Source organism: Streptomyces sp. DSM 41931, from assembly GCF_050271085.1.
GTDB classification, from domain to species: domain Bacteria; phylum Actinomycetota; class Actinomycetes; order Streptomycetales; family Streptomycetaceae; genus Streptomyces; species Streptomyces albogriseolus.
Window position 1 is genome coordinate 91,387 of record NZ_CP189903.1, and the last position, 24,033, is coordinate 115,419.

Genomic DNA, 24,033 nt, shown 5'->3' on the forward strand with positions numbered 1-24,033 from the left:
CGGCCGCCCGGGCGTACGAGACGGAGAGGCACCCATGCGACAGTTCGAACTGGACGATCTGAAGGCTCTGCTGCGCGAGTGCGCGGGCGAGGAGGAGGGCGTCGACCTGGACGGCGACGTCGTCGACGTGCCCTTCGCCGAGCTCGGCTACGACTCCCTGGCCATCCTGCAGACCACCGGGCGCATCGAGCGCGACTTCGACGTCGCCCTCGACGAGGAGGCCCTCGACGAGGCGGACACCCCGCGCGCCTATCTGGAGCTGGTCAACCGTGCCCTGGCCGCCGTCCGCACGGCGGCCTGACCACCGCGCGGGGGACACCGCCGGCGCGGACGCCGCGCGCACCCCGGACACCCCGGACGCCGACGACACCGTGGACACGGACGTCGCCGTCGTCGGGGCCGGGCCCGCGGGGCTGGCGCTCAGCCTGATGCTGCTCCGCTCCGGCGTACGCGTCGCGCTGGTCGAGAAGTCCTCCGGGGATCCCGGCTCGGCGGGGCGGGACTTCCACGGGGAGGTCCTCCAGCCCGGCGGCCAGCGGGTGCTCGACCGGCTCGGGGTGCTGTCGCCCGCCCGGGCGCGCGGCGCCCGGCGCCTGGCCGGCTTCCGGCTGCTGGACCGCGGCCGCGTCCTGCTGGACGTCGACTACGGCCGGCTGCCCGGCCCCTACGACCACCTGCTCGCGCTGCCGCAGCGGCACCTGCTCGCCGAACTCCTCGCCGCCTGCCGCTCCCTGCCCGGATTCCGTCATCTGCCGGGCCACCGTGTGTCCGCGCTGACCGGGGGACACGGACGGTGCACCGGCGTGGTGGCGACCGGTCCCGGCGGGCGCCGCGTCACCGTGCGGGCCCGCGTCGTGGCCGGCGCCGACGGCCGGTACTCCAAGACGCGCGCCCTCGCCGGCATCGGCGCAGGCCGCACCGAGGCCTTCGACCAGGACGTCGTGTGGTTCTCGCTGCCCGCCCCCGGCCGTGCGACCGGCACGGTCGCCGTGCACCGGGCGCCCGGCAGCGCCGTCCTGGTCCACGACACCCACCCCGACCGGCTCCGCGTCGGCTGGACGCTGCCGCACCGCGGCTGGCCCGCCGTCGCCGCCCGCGGCGTCGAGGCCGTCCGCGCCGAACTGACCGCCGCGCTGCCGCAGTTCGCCGATCTGATCCGGGACCATGTGCGCGCCCTGGACGACCTGCGGCTGCTCGACGTGTTCGCCGCGCACGCCGACACCTGGGTGCGCGACGGGCTGGTGCTGCTCGGGGACGCCGCCCACACCCACGGCCCGCTCGGCGCCCAGGGCGTCAACCTCGCCCTCCAGGACGCCGCGGCCCTGCACCCGGTCCTGGTGGACGCCCTCCGCGCGGACGACTGCTCCCGCGGCCGGCTCGCCGCCTTCCCCCGGCTGCGGGGGCCCGCCGCCGAGGCGGTGACCCGGATGCAGAAGGTCCAGGCGAAGGCGCTGCTCGGAGCGGGAGGCCCGGCGGCGGACGTGCTGCGCTCCCACGCGGCCCGCCTGGTCGGCCGCACCCCGCTGGGCACGCGCATCACCCGGCGCATCGCCTACGGCCGGACACCGCCCGAGGTGCGGACGGATCTGTTCACCGTGCGGACGCCCGCTCCGCGGCGTGCCTGACGGGCCGCCGGCCCTCCCCGGCGCCCGACGGAGGAACGGCGTGCGCACGGCGGCGCTTCGACCGGGGCGCTAGGGCGCCCCGTGAGACTCGGGGCAACCGACACCCGGGAGGAGAACGGCCGTGCCGTCCAGCCCCACCGTGCCCACCACAGCGCCCGCGCCCTTCGCCGAGACCACGGAGATCGCCGACGGCGTCCACGCCTACGTCCAGGGTCCGGGCGGATGGTGTCTCAACAACGCGGGCATCATCGTCTCCGGCGGCGAGAGCGCCCTCGTCGACACCGCGGCCACCGAGGCCCGCGCCCGCCACCTGCGCCGCACCGCGCTGCGCGTCAGCCCACAGGCCGCGCCGCGGGCCGTGGTCAACACCCATTTCCACGGGGACCACGTCTTCGGCAACCACCTGTTCCCCGAGGCCGTGCTCATCGGCCACGAACGCACCCGGACGGAGATGATCGCCTCCGGCCTGCACCTGACCGGGCTGTGGCCGGACGTGGAGTGGGGCTCCATCGAACTCGCCCCGCCCACCCTCACCTACGCCGACGCCCTCACCCTGCACATCGGTTCGCTGCGCGCCGAGCTCGAGCACGTCGGACCGGCCCACACCTCCAACGACACCGTGGTGTGGCTGCCCCGGGAACGGGTGCTGTTCACCGGCGACCTGGTCATGAACGGGGTGACCCCGTTCTGTCTCATGGGCTCGATCGCCGGGTCGCTGCGGGCGCTGGACCGACTGCGGGGATACGGCGCGCGGACCGTCGTCCCCGGCCACGGGCCGGTGTGCGGGCCCGAGGTGTTCGACTCCGTCGAGGGCTATCTGCGGCTGGTGCTGCGCGTCGCCGAGGACGGAAGACGCGCCGGCCGCACACCGCTGGAGGCCGCCCGCGCCGCGTCCCTCGGCCCGTACGCCGCGCTGCTGGACCCCGAGCGGCTGGTGCCCAACCTGCACCGGGCGTACGCCGAGCTGGACGGCGTCACCGCGGACGAGCCCCTGCCCGGCGAGGTGATGCGGACGGCGCTGGCCGAGATGATCGAGCACCACGGAGGGCTGCCCTGCTGCCTCGCCTGACGGCGGCGGGCGTACCACGACGCCCGGGGCGGGACCCGTCACGGGACGGGCCCCGCCCCGGGCGGGCTGTGCGCGGGACGCCGCGGCCGGGTCAGACCAGGTGGTCCTGGCGGACCCGGCGGAACTTCGTCAGCAGGCCGCCGTCCTCCCCGACCTCCAGCACATCGGTGACGAAGCAGCTCGGACCGGTCTGCGGTTCCGGGGTGCCGGGCCGGGTGTGCAGCACCAGCGCGTAGTACTCCGTGCGCACGGTGCCGTCGTCCTGCGGGAAGACCTGGAGCATGTTGAACCAGTGGCGGCGCTGCACCGGGTCGGCGGCGTGCTTGGTCCGCTGGTAGCCGCTCACCGCCGCGGCGATGGCCTGCCGGCCCAGCAGAGGGTCGGCGCCGGGGCGGTGGTCGAAGACACCGTCCTCGGTGAAGGTCGCGGCGAACTCCTCGGCCCGGAAGGCGTCCAGGTGGCGCACCTGCCCGGCGTAGAACTGCTGGATGCGAGGGTAGAGCTCGGTGAGGACGGGCGTCGCTGCGCTCACCTCGGCGGGGCTGGTCACGGTGCCTCCCGTGAGTCGTGGCGGGGATCTACGGCGCCCCACCCTGCCCCGCCCGGGTGGAAGGGGGGTCGAGCGCCGCTGGGCCGCGGGGCCCGGCCGTCTCAGTAGTTGCCGAGACCGCCGCACACGTTCAGCGCCTGCGCGGTGACGGCCTGCGCGTCGTCGCCCACCAGGTACTCGACCATCGCCGCCACCTCACGGACGGTCACGTAACGGCCCATCGGCACACGGGTGGTGATCCGGTCGAAGGCCTCCTGCTCCGTGACGCCCCAGGCGGCCGCGTAGCCCTCGCGCACGCGCTGTGCCATGGGCGTCTCCACGAAGCCGGGGCAGACGGCGTTGACCGTGATGCCGGTCTTCGCCAGCTCCAGCCCGAGCGCCTTGGAGAAGCCCACCACGCCGTGCTTGGAGGCCGAGTACGGAGCGGCGAGCACCACGCCCTGCTTGCCGCCGGTCGAGGCGATGTTGACGATCCGTCCGTGGCCCGCCTCCCGCATGCCGCCCGTGGTGAGCACCTCCTTGGTCACCCGGAAGACGCTGGTCAGGTTGGTCTCGATGACGTCCGTCCACAGCTCGTCGTCCAGCTCCGCGGTGACCCCGCCGCCGTTGCGGCCCGCGTTGTTCACCAGGATCCGCACCGGTCCGTGGTCCTCGACCACCGTGCGCACCAGCTCCCGTATCTGCTGCGGGTCGCGGACGTCGCACACCGAGCCGGTGACCGGCAGGCCCTCGCCGGCCAGCTCCTTCACTGTGCCGTTCACCGTCTCCTCGTGGCGGCCGCACAGGTGCACCGGCGTACCGGCGCCGGCCAGCCGCCGTACGATCTCCAGACCGATGCCGCTCGTGCCGCCCGTCACGAGCGCGATCCGCTGGTTGCCGTCCCTCTCGGTCATGCCCTCTCCTCACCGTCGTGACCACGCGCAGGCGGCACATCCTCCGGCCCGCCGAGGTGTGACTGTGCCACCGCCGCCGGGGCCGCGGGCCGTGCGTGGACACGCCTTGGACACCACGTCCGCCCCGGCGCGATCCGGTCCCCAGCCGGATTTGAGCGTCGCTGCCTACCGTTCGGGCCATGAAGGCACTGGTCCTGTCCGGAGGAGCCGGCACCCGCCTGCGCCCCTTCACCCACACCTCGCCCAAGCAACTGGTGCCGGTGGCGAACAAGCCTGTCCTCTACTACGTCCTGGAGGCGATCGCCGAGGCCGGGATCACCGAGGTCGGCGTGGTGGTGGGGGACACCGCCGACGAGATCTGCGCCGCGGTCGGCGACGGCTCCCGCTTCGGCCTCGACGTGACCTACCTGCCTCAGCACGCGCCGCTGGGGCTCTCGCACGCCGTGCTCATCGCCCGGGACTTCCTCGGCGACGACGACTTCGTGATGTACCTCGGCGACAACTTCCTGGTGGGCGGCATCACCCCGCTGGTGGAGCAGTTCACCGCCGAGCGCCCCGACGCGCAGATCCTGCTCACCCGGGTCTCGGACCCGACCGCGTTCGGCGTCGCCGAACTCGACGGTCACGGACGCGTGGTGGGGCTGGAGGAGAAGCCGGCGAAGCCCAAGAGCGACCTCGCGCTGGTCGGCGTCTACCTGTTCTCGCCCGCCGTGCACGAGGCCGTACGGGCCATCCGTCCCTCCGCGCGCGGCGAGCTGGAGATCACCGACGCCATCCAGTGGCTCATCGACACCCGGCACGACGTCCGCTCGGCCACCGTCAGCGGCTACTGGAAGGACACCGGGAACGTCGCCGACATGCTCGAGGCCAACCGCTCGGTGCTGGACGGCATCGGCGCGGGCGTCGAGGGGACCGTCGACGCCGGCAGCGAACTCGTCGGCCGGGTCCGCGTCGAGGCCGGCGCCGAGGTCCGCGGCTCACGCATCGTCGGCCCCGCCGTGATCGGCGCCGGCAGCGTGATCAGCGGCTCCTACGTCGGCCCCTACACCTCCATCGCGGAGAACTGCCGTATCGAGGACAGCGAGATCGAGTTCTCCATCGTGCTGCGGGACTCCCGGCTGGACGGCGTGCGCCGCGTGCAGGCCTCGCTCATCGGCCGCAACGTCACGGTGACCCCCGCGCCGCACACCCCGAGGGCCCACCGGCTGATCCTCGGCGACCACAGCAAGGTGCAGATCTTCTCCTGACCCCGGAGGTTCCCGATGAAGAAGCCGACGTCCCTGCCGGGCACACCGATCCCGCGGACGTTCTCCACCCCCACCGCGACGGTGCGGGAGCTGGCGGTCGCCGGCGCCTACGTGTTCACCCCGCGGGTGCACCGCGACCGCCGGGGCGTGTTCGTCTCCCCGCTCCAGGAGGAGGCGTTCACGGCGGCCGTGGGCCGCCGCCCGGCGGTGGTGCAGACGAACCACACCCGCTCCGCCCGGGGGGTGCTGCGCGGCGTGCACTTCACCACCGCCCCGCCAGGACAGGCCAAGTTCGTGCACTGCGCGCACGGCCGCGCCCGCGACGTCGTGGTGGACCTGCGGGTGGGGTCCCCCACGTTCGGGCGGTGGGACACCGTGGAACTGGACACGGAGTCGTTCCGCTCGGTGTACCTGCCCGAGGGGGTGGGCCACGCGTTCCTCGCGCTCGAGGACGACACCGTGATGTCGTACCTGGTGTCGACGCCGTACCGGGCGGAGCTGGAGCAGGCGCTGCACCCCCTCGACCCGGTGCTCGGGCTGCCGTGGCCGTCCGGCGCCGACTTCACCCTCTCGGACCGGGACGCCGCCGCCCCGACCCTCGCCGAGGCCCGCACGGCCGGGCTGCTGCCGCGGTACGAGGACTGCCTCGGCCTCGTCGCCGCGGCGCACGCCTGACCCCGCCGGACGGGGCCGTCTCAGGCCGTCGAGGCCGGCAGCGGCGCACGCGCGGCGGCGGGACGGGCCGGCAGGAAACCCAGCAGCGTCAGCAGACTGCGGGCCTCCACGTTCAGCTGGCTGCCGTGCCGGACGAAGTCGATCAGCTGACGCAGCGTCATCCAGGTGTAGTCGGGCGGCACGTCCAGCGGGAAGTCCTCGTCCACCTCGACGATCATGTAGCGGCTGCGGGCGTGGTGGAAGCGTCCGCCCTCCTCGGACTGGAGCGCGTCGTACCGGACGCGTTCCGGGGCCGCGCCCAGCACCTCGTCCAGGAACGGCGGCCGGGGGCCGGGCAACGGTGCGCCGAGCACGCCCGGGGTGTGGTCGGCGGGCTGGCACTGCACGGTGGGCGCCATCTCGATGCGGTCCAGGGCGCCGGTCTCGATGCGGGCCTGCACCAGCAGGTGCAGTACGCCCTCCACCCGGCGGGCGAGGAAGGCGATCACCCCGCGGCTGCTGGGCGCGAACATCGGCTGGGACCAGCCGGTGACCTCGCGGTTGGACGCCTCCACCCGCACGCCGAGGACGGTGAAGTGCCGTCCGTCGTCGTGGGCGATCACCCCGTCGCGCAGGGACCAGCGCGCCGTGCCGGCCAGCGGGATCAGCCGGCGCTCCAGGGTGCAGCGGTCCTTCGCCTCGGTGAACCAGCTCAGCAGTTCCGCGGTGTCGTGCAGGGCGCGGCCGCCGGGCTGCCAGGAGGCGGCGAGCGCGGCCGAGAAGGCGTCCCCGCCCGGCGCGGGCGGCCGGCGCAGCCCCGCCGCGCCGGACAGCACGGTCCGGGTGTCCATGTTCACCAGGTCGTCCGTCTGCAGCAGTTCGGCGATCTGGTCGAAGGTCAGCCAGCAGAAGTCCTCGTGGAGCGGCACGTCCTCACGGGTCCGCACGATCATGTTGCGGTTGCGCTTGGCGAAGAACCAGGACGCCTGCTCCGACTGGAGGGCGTCGAACAGCACCCGGCCGCCGCGCGGCGCCACGAAGTGCTCCAGGTACGGCACCGGCCGGCCGCCGTGCACCCGTGTGTAGTTGCTCTTGGTGGCCTGCACGGTCGGCGACAGCTGGACCAGGTTCACGTTGCCCGGCTCCATCTTGGCCTGGAGCAGACAGTGCGGGACGCCGCCGAACTCCTTGACCAGGATGCCCAGCACGCCGTGCTCGGGCTGCACGATGATGGGCTGCTGCCAGGCCTCCACGCCACGGCCCGACCGGCGGACGTCGAGACCCCGCACGGAGAAGAACCGCCCGGTGCGGTGCACCAGATCACCCGTCCCCTCCTCCAGGGACCAGCCGTCCAGCCGGTCGAGGGGGGTTCTGGTGACCTTGTACGCGTGTGCCTGGCGCCGCTGGGCGAACCACCGGTGGAACTCCGCTGTGTCGGAGAACATGGCTCGGACTCCTGCCGGTCGGGACGGGGGCGAGGGGGGCGCGCGTGCCGGGTCCGGGGACACGGCCGCGCACCGGGCAATCTCGCCGAGCCCTCTCGATCCCTCCTCGACTGGGGGTCGAGACGCTGTCACCAGGCTCGGAACCCCCGCAGCAGACTGGAGGCGCCATGGGTGCGCGACACACCGCGGTACGGTCCGGCCCCGTGTCCCGGAGGCGCGGGTGAGCGCCGGACGGCCGCTGCGCTTCGGGGTGCTCGGCTGCGCGGGCATCGCGCGCCGGCGGGTGCTCCCCGCGATGGCCGCCGCCCGGGACGTCGAGCTCGTCGCCGTGGCCTCCCGGTCGGCCGCCCGCGCCGCCGGCACCGCCGCCCGCCACGGCGCCCGCCCGGTCACCGGGTACGCGGCGCTGCTGGAGGACCCCGCGGTCGACGCCGTCTATGTGCCGCTGCCCGCCGCGCTGCACGCCGAGTGGGTGGCCGCCGCCCTGGCCGCCGGCAAGCACGTGCTGGCCGAGAAGCCGCTGACCTGTGATCCGGCCCAGACGCGTGCGCTGCTCGCCGGCGCGCGGCGCCGGGGGCTGGTGCTGCGCGAGAACGTGATGTTCGTCCACCACGGGCAGCACGCCGTCGTGCGCAAGCTGATCGCCGACGGCGAGATCGGTGAACTGCGCGCGTTCCACGCCCGGTTCGGCGTGCCGGCGCTGCCCGAGGACGACATCCGCCACGATCCGGCGCTGGGCGGCGGGGCGCTGGCGGACATCGGCCTGTACCCGGTGCGGGCGGCGGTGCACCTGCTGGGCGCCGGCCTGGCCGTGGCCGGCGCGGTCCTCTCCCGCGGCGCGGGACACCGGGTGGAGACCGCGGGCGCCGCGCTGCTGCGGCGCGCCGACGGCGTCACGGCGCAGCTCACGTTCGGCATGGACCACGCCTACGGGTCGTGCTACGAGGTGTGGGGCAGCCGGGGCCGCGTCACCGTCGACCGGGCCTTCACCCCGCCCGCCGACCACCGTCCCGCGCTCGTCGTGGAGGGGGGACGGGGGACCCGCACGCTCCGGCTGCCCGCCGAGGACCAGGTGTCGGCGGTGCTGACCGACTTCGCCCGGGCGGTGCGGGCGGGGGAGACGACCGCGGCCGACGAGGCCGCCACGCTCGCCCAGGCGGACCTGCTGCACGCGATCCGGGCGACCGCGGGGAACGGCCCGGCGCCGGCCTCCGGCGCCGGTCAGGCCGCGGCCGGCGCCGCCGACGGGTCCCACCAGCGGCGGTTGTCCCGGTACCAGGCCACCGTCCCGGCCAGCCCGGCCGCGAAGTCCGTCCGCGGCCGGTAGCCCAGCTGCTCGGTGATCTTGCGGCAGTCGACCGAGTAGCGCCGGTCGTGGCCCTTGCGGTCCGCGACGTGGTCCACCCGCGACCAGTCCGCGCCGCAGGCGTCCAGCAGCAGCGCGGTCAGCTCCCGGTTGGTCAGTTCGGTGCCGCCGCCGATGTTGTAGATCTCTCCGGGCCTGCCGTGGGCGCGGACCAGCTCGATGCCGCGGACGTGGTCGTCCACGTGCAGCCAGTCGCGGACGTTGCCGCCGTCGCCGTACAGCGGCACCCGGCCGCCGTCCAGCAGCCGCGTGACGAACAGCGGGATGAGCTTCTCGGGGAACTGGCGGGGTCCGTAGTTGTTGGAGCAGCGCGTCACCCGCACGTCCAGGCCGTGGGTGCGGTGATGGGCGAGCGCGATCAGGTCGCCGGCCGCCTTGGACGCCGAGTACGGGGAGTTCGGCGCGAGCGGGTGGGTCTCCGGCCAGGATCCCGACTCGATCGAGCCGTACACCTCGTCGGTGGAGATGTGCACGAACGTCGTCGGCGCGTGCCGTACCGCCGCGTCCAGCAGCGTCTGGGTGCCGCCGACGTTGGTGCGCACGAAGTCGCCGGCCCGGTGGATGGAGCGGTCCACGTGCGACTCGGCGGCGAAGTGCACGATCTGGTCGTGCCGCGCCACCAGCCGGCCGACCAGCGGGGCGTCGCAGATGTCCCCGTGCACGAAGGCGAACCGGGCGTCGCCGCGCACCGGTTCGAGGTTGGCCGGGTTGCCCGCGTAGGTCAGCTTGTCCAGGACGGTCACGGTCACGTCCGGGTCGCCCTCGGGACCGAGCAGGGTGCGCACGTAGTGGGAGCCGATGAAGCCGGCCCCGCCGGTCACCAGGATGCGGGTGGTCGTCATCTCTTCTCCAGGCAGGGGCGTCGGGATGTCCCGGGCGGCGTCCGGGGGGACCGGGCCGTCCGGCAGCCGCGATTGTGCTGAACCGGGCTCGAGGAACGGTCGACGGCCGGGGTCCGGCGCGGGGTCCGGCGCGCGTTCTCGAGCGATCCTCGAGCGAGGCCCCGGCACGCCGTGCCGGGCATGAGGGATCATCGGCGGGGGTGTACCCGCATCCGCCGACGCCGCGCCGCCTCGCGACGTGCGGCGGCGGTCCGGAACCATGGGGAGAGAGAGTCGGAACGCATGGAGTGGATGACACCGCGGCAGGCCGCGCCGCTGGCGCGCTGCGCGGCCGTGTTCGAGCCGGGGGACCCGGCGCGCACGGGCCGGATCGCCTTCTGGGACCCGGCCGGCGGCACCCCGCCCACGGCGCCGGGCGGCGAGCCGGGCGAGGCGGACCTCGTGGTCCCCGACGGCGACGGCTTCGCCGTCCGGACCGTGCCCGTCCTGCGCCTGACCCCGGCCCACGCCCTGCCCGCCCTCCTCCACGCCCGCCGCACGGCCACCACCACGGCCGCGACCGCGCCCGCCGGGCCGACGGCGCCCACCACGGCCGAGCCGGCCCCCGCCGTCCCCCACCCCGCCACCGTCTTCTGGGGAGCCGTCACCGCCCTGGCCCTGCATCTGATCGCCCGCGAGCGCCTCCTTCCCGGCGTCTCCCCGGCCGGCTACGACACCTGGCGGGCGGGCCCGTTCGACGCGGACGACATCGCCCGCCTTCGCGCGCTCGCCGACGCCGCCCCCGGCGAGGCCGTCGCCGTCCCCGGCACCGACCCGGCCACGCTCGTACGCGCCTTCCTCGACGCGGTCGCCGACACCCTGCCGCGCACCCCCGCGGCCGAACTCGCCACCGGACGCGCGGCGTTCGCCGCGACCGCACCTCAGCACGTGCCCCAACTGCGCGCCTGGGCCGAGGAGATCTCCGCCGGACTCGACTCCGGCGTACGGATGTCCCTGCGCGTCGAACTCACCGACGCCCCCGCCACCGCGCGGGACACGGAGCCGCCCCGCCCGCGTCTGGTCCCCCGCGCCCACAGCCTGGCCGACCCCACCCTGGCCCTGGACGCCGACGAGCTGTTCGCCCGCGCCGACCACGCCCTCGGACCGCGCGCCCAGGCCGACATGGTCCTCGCCGTCCGCCGCGCCGCGACCGTGTGGCAGCCACTCGCACGCCTGCTGCCCGTGCCCACCGCCCTCGACCTGACCGACGAGGAACTGCGGGACCTGCTGGGCGGGGCCGCGGGCCGGCTGGCCGGGCACGGCATCGACGTCACCTGGCCGGAGACGTCCACCGGTTCGCTCACGGCCCGCGCGGTGGCCGGCGCCGACCGGACCCCGCCCGCCGACCTGCGGTCCTTCTTCGGCGGCGACGGCACCGTCGACCTGCGCTGGCGCCTCGAACTGGACGGCGAACCCCTCACCGACGAGGAGGCGGCGGCCGTCGCCGCCGGCGGGGCCGTCGTCCGGCTGCGCGGCCGCTGGATCCTCGTCGACGCCGGCATCGCCCGCAAGGCCCGCGACCGCCGGCTGCCGCCGCTCACCGCGATCGAGGCGCTCGCCGTCGCCCTCACCGGCCGCACCGACATCGGCGGCGAGCGCGTACGGGTGGCGCCCAGCGCCTGGCTGGACGCCCTGCGCCGCGCCCTCGCCGACCCCGACGGCGGCGACGGACCGGTGGAACAGCCCGCCCGCCTGACCGCCACCCTGCGCGACTACCAGCTGCGCGGACTGCGCTGGATGGACCGCATGACCTCCCTCGGCCTCGGCGGCTGCCTCGCCGACGACATGGGCCTGGGCAAGACGGTCCAGCTCATCTCGCTGCACCTGCTGCGCCAGGAACGCCCCGAGGACCGCGGCCCCACCCTGGTGGTCTGCCCCGCCTCCCTGCTGGGCAACTGGGAGCGCGAGGTGGGCCGCTTCGCGCCGGGCACCCCGGTACGCCGCTACCACGGCCCCGGCCGCACCCTGGACGGCGCCGACGAGGGCTTCGTCCTCACCACGTACGGCACCATGCGTCTGGACGCCGCCCGGCTCGGCGCGCACACCTGGGGTCTGGTCGTCGCCGACGAGGCCCAGCACGTGAAGAACCCCCACTCCTCCACCGCCAAGGCCCTGCGGCAGATCGGCGCCCGCGCCCGCATCGCCCTCACCGGCACCCCGGTGGAGAACAACCTCTCCGAACTGTGGGCCGTCCTCGACTGGACCACGCCCGGACTCCTGGGCACCCACGGCGCGTTCCGCAAACGCTGGATCGCGCCCATCGAGACCGAACGCGTCCTCGCCGCGGAGGGCGAGGGGGAGCAGCACACCGCCCGCCTCCTGGCGGAGCTGGTACGGCCGTTCCTGCTGCGCCGCCGCAAGACCGACCCGGGCATCGCGCCCGAACTGCCGCCCAAGACCGAGACGGACCGCCCGGTCGGCCTCACCGCGGAGCAGGAGACCCTCTACCGCAAGCAGGTGGAGACGGTGATGGGCGAGATCCGCGCCGGCGCGGGCGGCATCGCCCGCAGCGGCCTGGTGCTGAAGCTGCTCACCGGCCTGAAGCAGATCTGCAACCACCCGGCGCAGTTCCTCAAGGAGGAAAACGCCCGGCTCACCGGACGCTCCGGCAAGCTGGAACTGCTCGACGAACTCCTCGCCACCATCACCGCCGAGGGCGGCGCCGCCCTGGTCTTCACCCAGTACGTCACCATGGCCCGCCTCCTGGAACGCCATCTGCGCGACCGCGGCACCCCCGCCGCCCTCCTGCACGGCGGCACCCCGGTCGCCAAGCGCGAGGAACTCGTACAGCGTTTCCAGGACGGCGAGTTTCCCGTCTTCCTGCTGTCGCTGAAGGCGGCCGGCACCGGACTGAACCTCACCCGCGCCGACCACGTCGTGCACTACGACCGCTGGTGGAACCCGGCCGTCGAGGCGCAGGCCACCGACCGCGCCCACCGCATCGGCCAGACCAGGGCCGTCCAGGTGCACCGGCTGATCGCCGAGGGCACCGTCGAGGACCGCATCGCGGCCCTGCTGGAGGCGAAGAAGGAACTGGCCGACGCCGTCCTCGGCTCCGGCGAGCAGGCCCTGACCGAGCTGACCAACGACGAGCTGGCCAACCTGGTGGAACTGAGGAGCATGGCATGAGCGAGGCACAGGGCAGCGGCGCACGGGGCTTCCCCGCCTTCGCGGCACGCCGGGGCGGCCGCGCCCGCGGCCAGTCCTTCTGGGCCGCGCAGTGGGCCGCGGCCGTGGAGGACGTGTGGCCGGAGGAAGGCCCGCTGAAGAAGGGGCGTTCCTTCGCCCGCACCGGCCGCATCGGCCCGATCACGGTCAGCCCCGGCCGGGTGGCCGCCGAGGTGTACGGCGGCGAGGAGACGTACCGCACGCGGCTGACGCTGACCGTGCTGGACGACGACGAGTGGGACCTGCTCTGGGAGAAGACCGCCGACCGGCCCGCCGAGACCGAGGCGCTGCTGGCCGGCGACCTCCCGGAGGACCTGCTGGAGGCCGTCGAGGACGCCCGGGTGCGCATGCTGCCCGGCTACGGCGACCTCGACGCCGACTGCGACTGCGACGCCCTCGACCACCCCTGCCCGCACGCCACCGCCCTCGCCTACCAGCTGTCCTGGCTGCTGGACACCGACCCCTGGCTGCTGCTCCTGATCCGCGGCCGTGACGCCGAGGAGGCGGTGGAGGAACTCAAGTCGGCGCTGCTGCTGCGGGCGTTGGCCGGCGACGACGAGGAGGACGACGAGCCGTACGACGAGGAGGCCGGGGACGGGACCGCCGGCGGGACGGCCGAGACGCCCGACGACAGCCTTCAGCGCGCGGCCTACGCCCGCCCCGCCGCCGCGCTGCCCGCCCTGCCGCCGCTGCCCGAACCGCCCGCCGCCCCCGAGGAGCCGCTGACCGGCATCGAGGCCGACCCGCTGGACCGGCTGGCCGCGGACGCCGCCCTGCGCGCCCGCGAACTCCTCGCCTACGCCCACGGGTTCGGCGCCGAGCCACCGGAACCGCTCGACGTCTGGCAGGACACGGTCCGGCTGGCGGCCACCCACCCCGACCCGCGTGCGGCGGAGCGGCTCCGCACCGGCTCCGGCCGCCCCGCCGAGGACCTGGACCGGGCCGCCGCCGCGTGGCGCACCGGCGGCCGGGCCGCCCTGGACGTCCTGGAACACCCCTGGACCCCGCCCGAGCAGCAGACCGCGCGCGCCCGCACCGCGCTGGCCACGGCCTGGGAGGCGGAGGAACTCCCCCCGGTCGACGTCGACGGCAACCACTGGACGCTCACCGGCCGCGGACTCCAGCTCCGCCTGGGCCGCGACGGCCGCTGGTACCCCTACCGCCGCCGCGACGGCCTGTGGTGGCCCGCCGGCCCCCCGTCCGCCGACCCGGCCGAGGCCCTCGCCGACCTGACCGGCCTGGCGGACGACATCTGAGGCGACCCGCCCGGCCCGGGCCCGGCGCGGCGCGCATCACGCGTGCCGTGCCGGGCCCGTCGTCGTGCGAGGACGGGTGCACCGCGGCTCCAACCGGGCTCCAGCCCGGCCCTTCACCCTCGAAGGCCAGGAGGGCACAGGCACGAGCGGCCCGCCCTCACGCCGGCCGCCCGGCCGCGACCGTGGCGTGCACGACCGCCTCACCAAGGAGAACCGACATGCCCAACGCCCAGGCCATCAAGGCGTTCCTCGTCGAGGAGTTCCTGCCGGACGTGCCCGCGGCGCAGCTCGACGACCACTACGACCTGCTGGAGAACGGAGTCATCGACAGCCTCGGTCTGCTGAAGGTGATCGCCTGGCTGGAGGACCGGTACGGCATCAACACCGACGAGGTCGACCTCGCGCCGGAGTCGTTCCGGTCGGTCGCCGCCATCGAGGAGTTCGCCGCGGCCGCCTCCGGCGCCACGGCGGAGGCCGCGTAGCGATGCACGACGCCGTCACCGCGCTGATCGCCCGTGACCGGCCCGTGACACGGGACGACTTCCACTCCCTGTGGGACGCCCTCCACGACGGCCGGCTGCGCCGGGGCGAGAGCGCGGCGCTCCTGGCCTCGCTGTCCACCCGGACGCCCGGCCGTGCCACGCTGACGGCCCTGCTGGACTCGCTCGCCGAACGCAGACCCCCGGCGGGCGAGCCGTTCACCGGCGCCGTGAACATCGTCGGCACCGGCGGCGGGCCGCCCACGCTCAATCTCTCCACCGCCGCGGCCTTCGTCGCCGCCGCGGCGGGCACCCCGGTGGTCAAGAGCGGCTCGCGCGCCCACACCTCCCGGCTGGGCTCCGTCGACCTGCTGCGGCGGCTCGGCGTCGTCCCGACCTCGTCCCACGAGGAGACGCACGAGACGCTCGCACGCTTCGGCCTGGCGTTCACCGGTTCCTCCGTCTACCCGGCCGAGATCGCGCTGCTGGCCCGCAGCGTGCTGCCGCTGGACTTCCGGCCGCTGGCCCGGTTCGTCAACACCTTCGGGCCGTTCCTCGCCGACGTGCCGGCCGACGCGCAGCTCACCGGCGTCTCCGACGCCCGGCTGGTCACCGGGGTGCGCCAGGCGGCCGAGCACGTCTCGCGCCGCACCGGCCGCACGGTGTGGCTGTGCACCAACGAGGCCGGAGCCGACGAACTGCTCGGCTTCGCGCCGAACCTCGTGCGCACCTACGAGGACGGCGCCGAGGACGACTTCGTCCTCACCCCGGCCCGTTTCGGTCTGCGCCCGGGCGCCCTCGCCGATCTCGCCCCCGGCGCCGACCCGGTCGCCGGGTTCCGGGCGCTGCTGGCGGGCGAGGGCCACCCCGCCGCCGAGGACACCGTGTGCCTCAACGCCGCCGCCCTGGCGGTCGCGGCCCGGGTCACCGGTGACTGGCACGAGGCCGTCCGCGCCGCCCGCGCCGCCATCGGCGACGGATCCGCCCTGGCCCTGGTGGACCGCCTGCGCGGTCGCACCGCGGTCGCCGCCTGAGCCCCCTTCTCCGCTCACGCGCCCCCGCCGGCATCACCGTATGGAAGGAGACGAAGCATGATCGTCCGCAAGCTGGAAGACGTCACCTGTGTCGAGTGGGGCAACGGCCTCAGCCGCCGTTTCCTCACCGAGGCCGACGGCGTCGGCTACACCGTCACGGACACCACCGTGCGGGCGGGCACCAAGTCCCGCCTGGAGTACCGCAACCACCTGGAGAGCTGCTACTGCATCGAGGGCAGCGGCGAAGTCGTCGACAGCGACGGCGTCTCCCACCCGGTCACCCCCGGCACGCTCTACGCCCTCGACCGCCACGACGCCCACTGGCTGGTGGCCTCCCCGCACGAGGACCTGCGTCTGGTGTGCGTGTTCACCCCGGCGCTGCGCGGCGACGAGATCCACGACCTCGATTCCGCCGAGTACTCGCACTACTGACCGGGCGCACCCCGCCGGAGGGCGCGTCGTCCAGCGGCTCTCGACGTGCCCTCCAGCGGACGCCCACAGCCTGGCAAGCACTCAAGCGACTTCGACGGCCCCCCGGCGACCGCCGGGGACATCGACACAGGTGGAGCAGGCATGACAGTTCTCGTGACAGGAGCGACCGGAGCGGTCGGCCGCCACGTGGTCGACGGACTCGTGGCCGCCGGCGCCCCGGTGCGGGCGCTGACCCGCGACCCGGCCGCCGCCGGGCTCCCGCCGGGCGTGGAGGTGTTCCAGGGCGACCTGGAGCAGCCGGAGACCCTGACGGCGGCCCTCGACGGAGTGGAGAAGCTGTATCTCTTCCCGGTGCCCGGCACGGCCCGTGAGGTCGTCGCGCTGGCGAAGGAGGCCGGCGTGCGCCGCATCGTCGTGCTCTCCTCCTCGTCCGTGCTCGACACCTCCGGGGACAACCACAGCGGTGAGCACCACCGCGCCGTGGAGCGGGCCGTCGAGGAGTCCGGCATCGACCACACGTTCGTGCGCCCGGACGAGTTCGCCACCAACGTCCTGTGGAAGTGGGGGCACTCGATCCGCACCGAGGGGGTGGTCCGCGCGCCCTACGGCAACGCCCCGCGCGTGCTGATCCACGAGGCGGACGTCGCCGCCGTGGCGGTGACCGCGCTGCTCGAGGACGGGCACACCGGACAGGCGTACGTGCTGACAGGGCCGGAGGCCGTCACCCAGGCCGACCAGGTCCGGGCCATCGCCGACGCGGTCGGCCACCCGATCGTCTTCGAGGAGATCACCCCGGACGAGGCCCGTGAGCAGATGGGCCGGGTCATGCCGCCGCCGGTCGTCGAGATGGTCCTGGGCTACCTCGCCGACGCCGTCGCCCACCCGCCCGTCCCGCTCGACACCGTCGAGAAGGTCACCGGACGCCCCGCGCGCACCTTCGCCCGCTGGGCCGCCGACCACGCCGCGGACTTCGCCCGCACCACCGAGGCTGTGGCTGCCGTATGACCGTCCACTCCGAAGCCTCCCTCGTCAACGCGCGGGTCACCATGACCGGGAGCGGCGAGCCCGAGCAGAACCTCGTCGCCGTCCGGGACGCCCGGCCGTCGGCCGGCCCCGGCAAGGCCGTGGTCCGCGTCGAGGCCGCCGGCGTCTCCTACGCCGAGGTGCAGATGCTCCAGCACCTGCACCCCTTCCCGCCCAAGTTCCCGTTCGTGCCGGGCTACGACCTCGTCGGACGGGTCGTCGAGACCGGCCCCGGCGTCACCGGCCTGCGCCCCGGGGACCGCGTCGCCGCCATGCCCCGCCAGGGCGCCTGGCAGGAGTACGTCGAACTGCCCGCGAAACACCTCGCCGAGGCGCCCGGGCACCTCGACCCCGCCGTCGCCGTCTCGCTGATCACCAACGGGGTGACCGCCTACCAGATGCTGCACCGCCTCGTCTCGCTCCACCCGGGCGACACCGTGCTGGTGCACGGTGCGAGCGGCGGCGTGGGAACGCTGCTCACCCAGCTCGCCGTCCATCACGGGCTGCGGGTCATCGGCACCGCCTCGCCCGCCAAGCACCCGGCGGTCCGGGCGCTGGGCGCCGAGCCCGTCGACTACCGGCTGCCGGACTTCGCGGGCGCGGTGCGGGAGCTGGCCCCGCAGGGCGTGCAGGCGGTCTTCGACCATGTCGGCGGGCGCGGCCTGGACGTCGGCTGGGACCTCCTCGCCGACGGCGGCACGCTGGTCTCCTTCGACTCGTCCGTCGCCGGCTACCGGCCCGGCCAGTGGTTCCGCCCGCACGTGCCCGCCCTGCGCCGCACGGTCGCCCGCTGGTTCGCCCGCAGGCTCGGGCTCACCCGCGGCCGCCGGCAGACCATGTACTACGTCAAGCCCGGCGCGAAGTTCCAGGCCGACCTGGCGGCCCTCTACCGGCTGGCCGACGAGGGCGTCCTGCGCCCGGAGATCGCGGGCCGCCACCGTCTGGACGAGGCGCCCGCGGCCCTCCGCGCCCTGCTGGACGGCGCCACCGTCGGCAAGCACGTCCTGATCCCCTCGCACCGGTAAGGAAGAGACCTCCGCCATGACCGCAACGCTCACCGGCACCACCGTGCAGGAACGCAACAAGCAGATCGCGCTCGACTGCGCCGCCGCCTGGAACCGCTGGGACGTGGACGGCGTCGTCGCGCACTGGTCCCCGGACATCCGGCACTTCTCCGAGGACCGGCAGGTCGACACCGGGCAGATGATCGCCGCGATGCGCGGCGGGCTCGCCGCCTTCCCCGACCTCCACCTGGACGTCAGAAGCGCCGTCGCCGAGGGCGACCGGGTCATCCTGCGCATCTCCGTGACGGCCACGCACCTGGGCGACTTCTTCGGCAAGGCCCCGACCGGCAGGAAGGTCCGCTGGTTCATGCTGGAGGAGCTGCGCTTCGACGACGCCGGCCGGATCATCGAGCACTACGACGTCTTCAACTACCTGCCGATGCTCAAGGAGCTGGGCTTCGTCGACCACGGCGTGCTCGGGGGCTGACCACGGCTGCCGGGGCGCACGCGCAGGGGCCGGAACCACCCGCGGGTGGTCCCGGCCCCTGCGCGTCCTCGGCCGGCCGTCAGATGTCGAGGCCCTTCAGGAACGCCGCGAACGACTGGAGCCCGGGGTGCTCGGCGCGCAGCGCCGCGATGTCGGCCCGGTAGCCGTGGTCCTGGAACCACTCGAACATCAGGGCGATCTCGGGGGCGTTGGGGATGTACGGGTTCGCGGCGACCATGTCCAGCGGCAGCTCCTCGAACCGCGCCGGCATCCCCGTGCGCGCCGCGTACGCCTGAGCCACCTCGGTCGCGGTCAGCTCGTCGCCGGCCAGCTCCAGCGCCCGGCCGATGTAGTCGTCCGGCCGGTCGAAGGCCTGCGCCGCGAAGAAGCCGATGTCCTCGACGGCGATGAACTGCACCCGCGTGTCCGGCTTCAGACCCAGCTGCACCACCAGCGTCCCGTCGACGTTCTGCGGGCCGTGCGCGGCGAAGTTGTCCATGAAGAACGACGGCCGCAGCACGGTCGTCGGGACGCCCAGCTCCTCCAGGTACCGCTCGATGTGCCGCTTGGACTCGAAGTGCGGTACGCCGCTGTGGCGTTCGGCCCCGCCCACCGAGCTGTAGACCACGTGGGCGACGCCGGCGGCCTTCGCCGCCCGGGCCACGGCACGGCCCTGGCGCACCTCACCGCCCAGCCCCTTGGGCGTCATGAAGTTCTGCACGGAGAACACCCCGCGCACCCCCTCCATCGCCGCCCGCAGGGACGCCTCGTCGTCCATGTCGCCGCGGACCAGGCGCACGCCGAGAGCGGCGAGCTCCTGGGCCTTCGGGGACTCCGGGTCGCGCACCAGGGCCGCCGTGGACCGGCCCCGTCGCACCAGTTCACGCGCCGTGGCGCCGCCCTGCTGCCCGGTCGCGCCGAGCACCAGGACGGTGCCGTCGGGGCCCGTGCCCGTGTTCGTGTCGTTCGTCATCCTCCGCGCCTCCCGGTCTCAGCGGAACAGGGCCGCGTTGGCGACGGCCCACTGACGGTACGGGCGCGGATCGCGGCCCGTGAGCTCCCGTACGGCGGTCGTGGGCCGGGCCCACGGCACCTCGGGGCTGTGCAGGGCCGCCACGTTGGAGACCGCGGCCGGACGGTCGCCGGTGATGCCGGCGAAGACCTCCACGACCTCCTCCCGAGGGGCCACCGAGAACGCCAGCTCCCGGCCCAGCACCTCGCCGAGCACGCGGGCCTGCTCCTCGGAGGTGAGCACCTCGGGCCCGGTGAGCACGTACGCCTTCCCGCCGTGCCCCTCGCCGGTGAGCGCCGCCACCGCCGCGGAGGCGATGTCGTACTCGTCGACCGGCGCGCCCGGGTTGTTGCCGATCCAGTCGCGCACCGAGGAGTTCTCCCGCACCGTCCTGATCCACCACGAGGTGTTCGCGTGGAACGGACCCGGACGCAGGAACGTGGTCGCGACGCCCGAGGCGGTGATCGCCTCCTCGGCGGCCCGGTGCTCCTCCTTGATGCCGTGCGGCAGCGGGTGCAGCACGCTCGCCGACGACAGCAGCACGATGTGCTCCGTCCCCGCGCCGGCCGCGGCCTTCGCCACGTTGCGGGCCTCCCCGGCCACATCGCCCGACAGCACCACCAGCGCCCGGGAGACGCCCTCGAAGGCGGCGGCCAGCGAGGCGGGGTCGGCGGGGCTGCCCGCGACGACCTCCACGCCCTCGGGCAGGCCGGCCTCCTCGGGGCTGCGGCTGAGCGCACGGACCCGGCGGCCGAGGCCCACCAGCTGTTCCACGGCCTCCCGGCCCACCTTGCCGGTCGCTCCGGTGACCAGAATCATCGTCAGTCCCTCCAGCCGTTCGGCTCCGGCCACGGGGAGCCGAGCTGCCGGTAGGTGCTCTGGTACTCGGGCCAGTCGCGGTGGTCGCGGATCTTGCCGTCGACGAACCGGATCAGGTGGATCTGCTCACCGGAGAAGCGGCGGCCGGTCGGCGCCATGCCGACCAGGTTGCCGACGTGACGGCCGTAGAGAACGAGATAGGCACGCACCCAGTCGCCGCGCTCCTCGATCTTCACCTCCTCCAGGTGCGCCTCCTCGGAGAACGTCATCCGCAGCCACTTCACGGCCATCGCGAAGGATTCCGGACCGCGCAGGTCCATGTGCTCCAGCGTCGCCGGGTTGAGGTATTCCGGGTGGATGTACTCGGCCACATCCTCGGTGTTTCCGGTGTTGTACGCCCGCACCATGCGGCGTACCGCGTCTATCTGACTGCTCATCGAATTCCCCTCCACGGATCTCGGTCCAGGACGCCGGGACACTGGCCGTCAGTCTGCGGTGGCCGAATACGGCGGGCAAGCGGCCTTCATCCGCGGTCGAGGCCGCCTCTACGCGGCTTTTAGCGGTTTCCGAAAGGACCACCGGAGCATGGCCTGTGCACCTCGCGATTTCCCGCGCCCCCCGACGAGGACCCGGAGCTGACCGTGGACACCGCCACCGCCACCGACATCTACAAGACGAAAGTCACGGCCGCCTTCAACGGGGCCGCGGCGACCTACGACCGGCTGGGGGTGGAGTTCTTCACCCCGATGGGCCGGCGCCTCGTGGAGCGGGCCGCGCCGCGCCCCGGACAGCGCCTGCTCGACGTCGGCTGCGGCCTCGGCGCCACCCTGCTGCCGGCCGCCCGCCTGCTCGGACCGCAGGGCTCGGCCCTCGGCATCGACATCGCCGAGGCGATGATCGAGCAGGCCGGGCGCGAGATCGAACGCCAGGGCATCGACACCGTGGAACTGCGCGTCATGGACGGCGAGCACCCCGACCTGCCCGAGCGCTCCTTCGACCTCGTGGTGGGCAGCTACAGCGTGATCTTCCTGCCGGACGCCCGCGGGGCACTGGCCCGTTACGCCCGGCTGCTGCGCGACGGCGGCCGGATCGCCTTCACCAGCCCGGTGTTCAGCCAGGACACCTTCCCGTTCCTGCCGCCGCTGTTCACCCGGTGGATCCCGCTGTCGCTGCTGGAGCACCTGCCGGCCGCCTGGCACCCGGAGCGGCTGCGGGAGCAGCTGCACTCCTGGCTGGAGGACCCCGCCGACCTCACCGCGGCCCTGCGCACCGCCGGCTTCCGGGACGTGGAGATCACCGACGAGAGCGTCGACATGACGGCCGTGTCGGGCGCGGACTGGGTCACCTGGTCGCACACGCAGGGCATGCGCCTGCTGTGGCAGCACCTGCCGGAGGACGAGGCGGCCGCCCTGCGCACCCGTCTCACCGAAGGGCTGGACGCGCTGCGCGGCGACGACGGCGTCATCCACATCGACGTCCCCGTCCGCTACGTCACGGCGACCGTCGACCGCTGACCTCCGTCCCGTTCCGTCCGGCGCGCCGGACGGAACGCCGGAAGGCCCCCCGGGCGACGCCCGGGGGGCCTTCCACGTGCGCCGTCCGCTCCCTCACGTCACGGAGAGCGCACCGTCCACCGCCAGGACCGTGCCGTTGGCGTACGCGGCCTCGGGCCGCGTCAGCTGCACGATCCACCAGGCGATGTCCTCCGGCCGGCCGACCCTGCCGGCCGGAATCCGTTTCGCCGTCTCCGCCAGGAACGCCTCGTAGGCCTCCGGCGGCATGCCCGCGCGCACCCCGACACCGGTGTCGACGACGCCGGGGGCGATGCCGACCGACCGGATGCCGCGCGGCGCGAGCTCCACGGCCCAGGTCCGGGTCAGGAAGTCCAGCGCCACCTTGGCCATGCCGTACACCGAGTTCTCCGGCCACGCCCGGCGGCCCAGCGAACCGGCCGAGGACACGTTGACGACCACGCCACGGGCGGCCTCCAGCGCGTCCAGCGCCCGCTGGGTGAGGAACACCGGGGCGAGGAGGTTCGTGCCGAGCTGGGCGCGCACCGACTCCCGGTCCAGCCCGTCGAGCGCGGCGAACCCGGTGACCGCCGCGTTGTTGACCAGGACGTCGATCCGTCCGAATTCCGCGAGCGCCTTTTCCACGATCGCATCGGGCGCGTCGTGATCGTGGATGTCGGCCACCAGAATCCGGATCCGGTCGTGTCCTTCGGCCGTTTCCTTCAGGGTCGCCTCGCTGCGCCCGACGATCAGGACGTGCGCTCCTTCGCCGGCGAACGCGCGGGCCGTGGCGGCGCCGATTCCGGTGCCGCCGCCGGTCACCACCACGGCCTTTTCCACGGATTCCGGCGCCGTATTCCGCGCCGCATTCCGCGCCGTGTTCCTCACCCTGTTCTCCATGAGTGAGTTCTTCCTCAGGCGCAGAGCGCGGTGTTGACGCCGCGGATGACGGCCTGCTCGGCCTCGGGACCGAAGTCCTTGTCCCCGATCGTGAACGACAGCTGGACGCGGGCGCTCAGGTCACGGGTGGTGGCCGCGAAGGTGGCGTAGCCGGGGATGCCGGCGCCGTGACCCCACAGGTCCAGCTTCTTGTCGTTCTCCAGCTTCATGATGCCCAGCCCGTAGCCGATGCCCATCGGCAGGTTCTCGATCATCTCCGGCGGCAGCGGGGTCGTCATCTCCGTGAACTCCGGCCCGTTCAGCAGCTTGCCGTCGAACAGCGCGGCGAAGAACGTGTCGAGGTCCTTGGTGGTGGAGATGATCTCGCCCGCGCAGCCGGCCTCGGAGGGGTTCATCAGCGTCACGTCGACGGGCTCGCCGCCGATCTGCATGTAGCCGCGGGCGTGCGGACCGGGGATCTCCGGGTCGTCGCCGGGCAGCACCGTCTCGGTCAGGCCCAGCGGCTGCAGGATCCGCTCGGTGATCTCCTCGCGGTGGGTGCGGCCGGTGACCTTCTTGATGAGCAGGCCGATGACGAAGTAGTTCGTGTTGCAGTAGGCGAACTTCGTGCCCGGCTCGAACTCCAGCGGCTTGGTGGCCGCGATGGCGATCAGGTCCTCCGGCTCGTAGTGCTTGTAGCGGTCGCGCAGGAAGCGGTCGCCCGGCTTCTGGAACGAGTCCGCGTAGTTGTACAGGCCGCTGGTGTGCTGGAGCAGGTTCCGGACGGTGATCCTGTCGCCGTAGGGGAGCAGGCCCGGCAGATAGCTCTCCACCGTGCGGTCCAGCTCGATCTTCCCCTCCGCGACGAGCTGGAGGACGACCACCGCGACGAACGGCTTGGTGATGCAGGAGATGCGGAAGCGGCCGTCGGCGGGAACCGGGCGGTCGGAGCCCAGCTCGGCGACGCCGGAGGTCACCACGAAGGAGTCGCCGTCCCGGGCCACCCGGAACTGCACGCCCGCGGCGCCGGCTTCGACGAGGCGGTCAGCGGCTTGCTGCACGGCCTGCTGAAGGGCCGAGACCTCAGGCCGGTCGATCGTCGTCTGCGTCATGTCGGGGAGCTCCCATCGTCCCGGTTTCTACCTTCCGCGGCCACGCTGACGCCCTCCGATCGAGCCGCACCCGCGTGCCGCTGGAGC

24 protein-coding genes are annotated in these 24,033 nt (G+C 74.1%); 15 read left to right on the top strand and 9 right to left on the bottom strand.

Going from position 1 to position 24,033, the window contains the following annotated elements:
• The first annotated feature begins 34 nt into the window (after window positions 1–34).
• The 3 genes from ACP7TJ_RS32405 to ACP7TJ_RS32415 all read left to right on the top strand — a co-directional run bounded on the left by ACP7TJ_RS32405 (window position 35) and on the right by ACP7TJ_RS32415 (window position 2,694).
• Complete coding sequence (locus ACP7TJ_RS32405; RefSeq protein ID WP_093769475.1) at window positions 35–301, top strand: acyl carrier protein; 267 nt, start codon at window positions 35–37, stop codon at window positions 299–301.
• Window positions 270–1,625, top strand: coding sequence for an FAD-dependent monooxygenase (locus tag ACP7TJ_RS32410; RefSeq protein WP_367490427.1), 1,356 nt, complete (start codon window positions 270–272; stop codon window positions 1,623–1,625). Before ACP7TJ_RS32405 ends, ACP7TJ_RS32410 begins: the two co-directional genes overlap by 32 nt.
• 121 nt (window positions 1,626–1,746) lie before the next feature.
• Window positions 1,747–2,694 carry an MBL fold metallo-hydrolase gene (locus tag ACP7TJ_RS32415; RefSeq protein WP_189912140.1) on the top strand — a complete coding sequence of 316 codons (948 nt, stop codon included), beginning with the start codon at window positions 1,747–1,749 and terminating at the stop codon, window positions 2,692–2,694.
• A gap of 91 nt (window positions 2,695–2,785) precedes the next feature.
• On the opposite strand, the gene ACP7TJ_RS32420 is transcribed toward ACP7TJ_RS32415, so the two are convergent.
• Together ACP7TJ_RS32420 and ACP7TJ_RS32425 are read right to left on the bottom strand one after the other, a co-directional pair.
• Window positions 2,786–3,244 carry a nuclear transport factor 2 family protein gene (locus ACP7TJ_RS32420; RefSeq protein WP_255304028.1) on the bottom strand — a complete coding sequence of 153 codons (459 nt, stop codon included), beginning with the start codon at window positions 3,242–3,244 and terminating at the stop codon, window positions 2,786–2,788.
• Between the two features lie 101 nt (window positions 3,245–3,345).
• Complete coding sequence (locus tag ACP7TJ_RS32425; RefSeq protein ID WP_093769472.1) at window positions 3,346–4,137, bottom strand: SDR family NAD(P)-dependent oxidoreductase; 792 nt, start codon at window positions 4,135–4,137, stop codon at window positions 3,346–3,348.
• 179 nt (window positions 4,138–4,316) lie between these two features.
• Between ACP7TJ_RS32425 and ACP7TJ_RS32430 the strand changes: the two genes are divergently transcribed.
• A complete protein-coding gene (locus ACP7TJ_RS32430; protein ID WP_167743290.1) occupies window positions 4,317–5,384 on the top strand; it encodes a glucose-1-phosphate thymidylyltransferase in 1,068 nt (355 codons plus the stop codon).
• 15 nt (window positions 5,385–5,399) lie between these two features.
• The gene (locus ACP7TJ_RS32435) at window positions 5,400–6,059 is read left to right on the top strand and encodes a dTDP-4-dehydrorhamnose 3,5-epimerase family protein (protein WP_093769469.1); all 660 of its coding nucleotides are present in this window, start codon (window positions 5,400–5,402) and stop codon (window positions 6,057–6,059) included.
• 20 nt (window positions 6,060–6,079) lie between these two features.
• On the opposite strand, the gene ACP7TJ_RS32440 is transcribed toward ACP7TJ_RS32435, so the two are convergent.
• Complete coding sequence (locus ACP7TJ_RS32440; RefSeq protein ID WP_093769467.1) at window positions 6,080–7,483, bottom strand: NDP-hexose 2,3-dehydratase family protein; 1,404 nt, start codon at window positions 7,481–7,483, stop codon at window positions 6,080–6,082.
• A gap of 220 nt (window positions 7,484–7,703) precedes the next feature.
• On the opposite strand from ACP7TJ_RS32440, the gene ACP7TJ_RS32445 reads away from it, so the two are divergent.
• Window positions 7,704–8,810 carry a Gfo/Idh/MocA family protein gene (locus tag ACP7TJ_RS32445; RefSeq protein ID WP_266404722.1) on the top strand — a complete coding sequence of 369 codons (1,107 nt, stop codon included), beginning with the start codon at window positions 7,704–7,706 and terminating at the stop codon, window positions 8,808–8,810.
• Here ACP7TJ_RS32445 and rfbB read toward each other — a convergent pair.
• On the bottom strand, window positions 8,705–9,691 hold the full coding sequence (gene rfbB / locus ACP7TJ_RS32450; RefSeq protein WP_093769464.1) for a dTDP-glucose 4,6-dehydratase: 987 nt from the start codon (window positions 9,689–9,691) through the stop codon (window positions 8,705–8,707). The genes ACP7TJ_RS32445 and rfbB overlap by 106 nt on opposite strands.
• 282 nt (window positions 9,692–9,973) lie before the next feature.
• Between rfbB and ACP7TJ_RS32455 the strand changes: the two genes are divergently transcribed.
• The 8 genes from ACP7TJ_RS32455 (at window position 9,974) to ACP7TJ_RS32490 (ending at window position 18,613) form a co-directional block, all read left to right on the top strand.
• A complete protein-coding gene (locus ACP7TJ_RS32455) occupies window positions 9,974–12,859 on the top strand; it encodes a DEAD/DEAH box helicase (RefSeq protein WP_367490430.1) in 2,886 nt (961 codons plus the stop codon).
• Complete coding sequence (locus tag ACP7TJ_RS32460; RefSeq protein WP_093769462.1) at window positions 12,856–14,154, top strand: hypothetical protein; 1,299 nt, start codon at window positions 12,856–12,858, stop codon at window positions 14,152–14,154. The genes ACP7TJ_RS32455 and ACP7TJ_RS32460 overlap by 4 nt, the downstream gene beginning before the upstream one ends.
• 218 nt (window positions 14,155–14,372) lie before the next feature.
• Entirely contained in the window at window positions 14,373–14,636 is a 264-nt protein-coding gene (locus tag ACP7TJ_RS32465; protein WP_093769461.1) for an acyl carrier protein, read from the top strand.
• A 2-nt stretch (window positions 14,637–14,638) separates the two neighbouring features.
• On the top strand, window positions 14,639–15,667 hold the full coding sequence (locus tag ACP7TJ_RS32470; RefSeq protein WP_427767658.1) for an anthranilate phosphoribosyltransferase: 1,029 nt from the start codon (window positions 14,639–14,641) through the stop codon (window positions 15,665–15,667).
• Between the two features lie 57 nt (window positions 15,668–15,724).
• Window positions 15,725–16,099, top strand: coding sequence for an ectoine synthase (locus ACP7TJ_RS32475; RefSeq protein ID WP_093769458.1), 375 nt, complete (start codon window positions 15,725–15,727; stop codon window positions 16,097–16,099).
• Between the two features lie 141 nt (window positions 16,100–16,240).
• Entirely contained in the window at window positions 16,241–17,104 is an 864-nt protein-coding gene (locus ACP7TJ_RS32480) for an NAD(P)H-binding protein (RefSeq protein ID WP_167743295.1), read from the top strand.
• Entirely contained in the window at window positions 17,101–18,147 is a 1,047-nt protein-coding gene (locus tag ACP7TJ_RS32485) for a zinc-binding dehydrogenase (RefSeq protein ID WP_167743296.1), read from the top strand. The genes ACP7TJ_RS32480 and ACP7TJ_RS32485 overlap by 4 nt, the downstream gene beginning before the upstream one ends.
• Before the next feature lie 16 nt (window positions 18,148–18,163).
• The gene (locus ACP7TJ_RS32490; RefSeq protein ID WP_167743297.1) at window positions 18,164–18,613 is read left to right on the top strand and encodes an ester cyclase; all 450 of its coding nucleotides are present in this window, start codon (window positions 18,164–18,166) and stop codon (window positions 18,611–18,613) included.
• Window positions 18,614–18,692: 79 nt separating this feature from the next.
• On the opposite strand, the gene ACP7TJ_RS32495 is transcribed toward ACP7TJ_RS32490, so the two are convergent.
• Genes ACP7TJ_RS32495 through ACP7TJ_RS32505 form a run of 3 tightly spaced genes read right to left on the bottom strand, consistent with a single transcriptional unit; the run spans window position 18,693 to window position 20,881 of the window.
• On the bottom strand, window positions 18,693–19,586 hold the full coding sequence (locus ACP7TJ_RS32495; protein ID WP_193459927.1) for an NmrA/HSCARG family protein: 894 nt from the start codon (window positions 19,584–19,586) through the stop codon (window positions 18,693–18,695).
• Window positions 19,587–19,604: 18 nt separating this feature from the next.
• The gene (locus ACP7TJ_RS32500) at window positions 19,605–20,444 is read right to left on the bottom strand and encodes an NAD(P)H-binding protein (RefSeq protein ID WP_167743299.1); all 840 of its coding nucleotides are present in this window, start codon (window positions 20,442–20,444) and stop codon (window positions 19,605–19,607) included.
• A gap of 2 nt (window positions 20,445–20,446) precedes the next feature.
• Entirely contained in the window at window positions 20,447–20,881 is a 435-nt protein-coding gene (locus ACP7TJ_RS32505) for an ester cyclase (RefSeq protein ID WP_228916394.1), read from the bottom strand.
• A 204-nt stretch (window positions 20,882–21,085) separates the two neighbouring features.
• On the opposite strand from ACP7TJ_RS32505, the gene ACP7TJ_RS32510 reads away from it, so the two are divergent.
• A complete protein-coding gene (locus ACP7TJ_RS32510; protein WP_093769450.1) occupies window positions 21,086–21,958 on the top strand; it encodes a class I SAM-dependent methyltransferase in 873 nt (290 codons plus the stop codon).
• Between the two features lie 93 nt (window positions 21,959–22,051).
• Here the strand turns inward: ACP7TJ_RS32510 and ACP7TJ_RS32515 are convergent, their stop codons facing one another.
• Together ACP7TJ_RS32515 and ACP7TJ_RS32520 are read right to left on the bottom strand one after the other, a co-directional pair.
• Window positions 22,052–22,783 (bottom strand): SDR family NAD(P)-dependent oxidoreductase, encoded by a 732-nt coding sequence (locus ACP7TJ_RS32515; RefSeq protein WP_404715774.1) that lies wholly within the window; start codon window positions 22,781–22,783, stop codon window positions 22,052–22,054.
• Window positions 22,784–22,869: 86 nt separating this feature from the next.
• The gene (locus ACP7TJ_RS32520) at window positions 22,870–23,946 is read right to left on the bottom strand and encodes a serine hydrolase domain-containing protein (RefSeq protein ID WP_427767666.1); all 1,077 of its coding nucleotides are present in this window, start codon (window positions 23,944–23,946) and stop codon (window positions 22,870–22,872) included.
• Between the last annotated feature and the right edge of the window lie 87 nt (window positions 23,947–24,033).

Bases quoted from the DNA above. Each gene is read 5' to 3' on its own strand.
- ACP7TJ_RS32405 (WP_093769475.1), top strand. From the start codon at position 35: ATGCGACAGTTCGAACTGGACGATCTGAAGGCTCTGCTGCGCGAGTGC.
- ACP7TJ_RS32425 (WP_093769472.1), bottom strand. From the start codon at position 4,137: ATGACCGAGAGGGACGGCAACCAGCGGATCGCGCTCGTGACGGGCGGC.
- ACP7TJ_RS32430 (WP_167743290.1), top strand. From the start codon at position 4,317: ATGAAGGCACTGGTCCTGTCCGGAGGAGCCGGCACCCGCCTGCGCCCC.
- ACP7TJ_RS32435 (WP_093769469.1), top strand. From the start codon at position 5,400: ATGAAGAAGCCGACGTCCCTGCCGGGCACACCGATCCCGCGGACGTTC.
- ACP7TJ_RS32440 (WP_093769467.1), bottom strand. From the start codon at position 7,483: ATGTTCTCCGACACAGCGGAGTTCCACCGGTGGTTCGCCCAGCGGCGC.
- rfbB (WP_093769464.1), bottom strand. From the start codon at position 9,691: ATGACGACCACCCGCATCCTGGTGACCGGCGGGGCCGGCTTCATCGGC.
- ACP7TJ_RS32455 (WP_367490430.1), top strand. From the start codon at position 9,974: ATGGAGTGGATGACACCGCGGCAGGCCGCGCCGCTGGCGCGCTGCGCG.
- ACP7TJ_RS32460 (WP_093769462.1), top strand. From the start codon at position 12,856: ATGAGCGAGGCACAGGGCAGCGGCGCACGGGGCTTCCCCGCCTTCGCG.
- ACP7TJ_RS32465 (WP_093769461.1), top strand. From the start codon at position 14,373: ATGCCCAACGCCCAGGCCATCAAGGCGTTCCTCGTCGAGGAGTTCCTG.
- ACP7TJ_RS32470 (WP_427767658.1), top strand. From the start codon at position 14,639: ATGCACGACGCCGTCACCGCGCTGATCGCCCGTGACCGGCCCGTGACA.
- ACP7TJ_RS32475 (WP_093769458.1), top strand. From the start codon at position 15,725: ATGATCGTCCGCAAGCTGGAAGACGTCACCTGTGTCGAGTGGGGCAAC.
- ACP7TJ_RS32480 (WP_167743295.1), top strand. From the start codon at position 16,241: ATGACAGTTCTCGTGACAGGAGCGACCGGAGCGGTCGGCCGCCACGTG.
- ACP7TJ_RS32485 (WP_167743296.1), top strand. From the start codon at position 17,101: ATGACCGTCCACTCCGAAGCCTCCCTCGTCAACGCGCGGGTCACCATG.
- ACP7TJ_RS32490 (WP_167743297.1), top strand. From the start codon at position 18,164: ATGACCGCAACGCTCACCGGCACCACCGTGCAGGAACGCAACAAGCAG.
- ACP7TJ_RS32495 (WP_193459927.1), bottom strand. From the start codon at position 19,586: ATGACGAACGACACGAACACGGGCACGGGCCCCGACGGCACCGTCCTG.
- ACP7TJ_RS32500 (WP_167743299.1), bottom strand. From the start codon at position 20,444: ATGATTCTGGTCACCGGAGCGACCGGCAAGGTGGGCCGGGAGGCCGTG.
- ACP7TJ_RS32505 (WP_228916394.1), bottom strand. From the start codon at position 20,881: ATGAGCAGTCAGATAGACGCGGTACGCCGCATGGTGCGGGCGTACAAC.
- ACP7TJ_RS32520 (WP_427767666.1), bottom strand. From the start codon at position 23,946: ATGACGCAGACGACGATCGACCGGCCTGAGGTCTCGGCCCTTCAGCAG.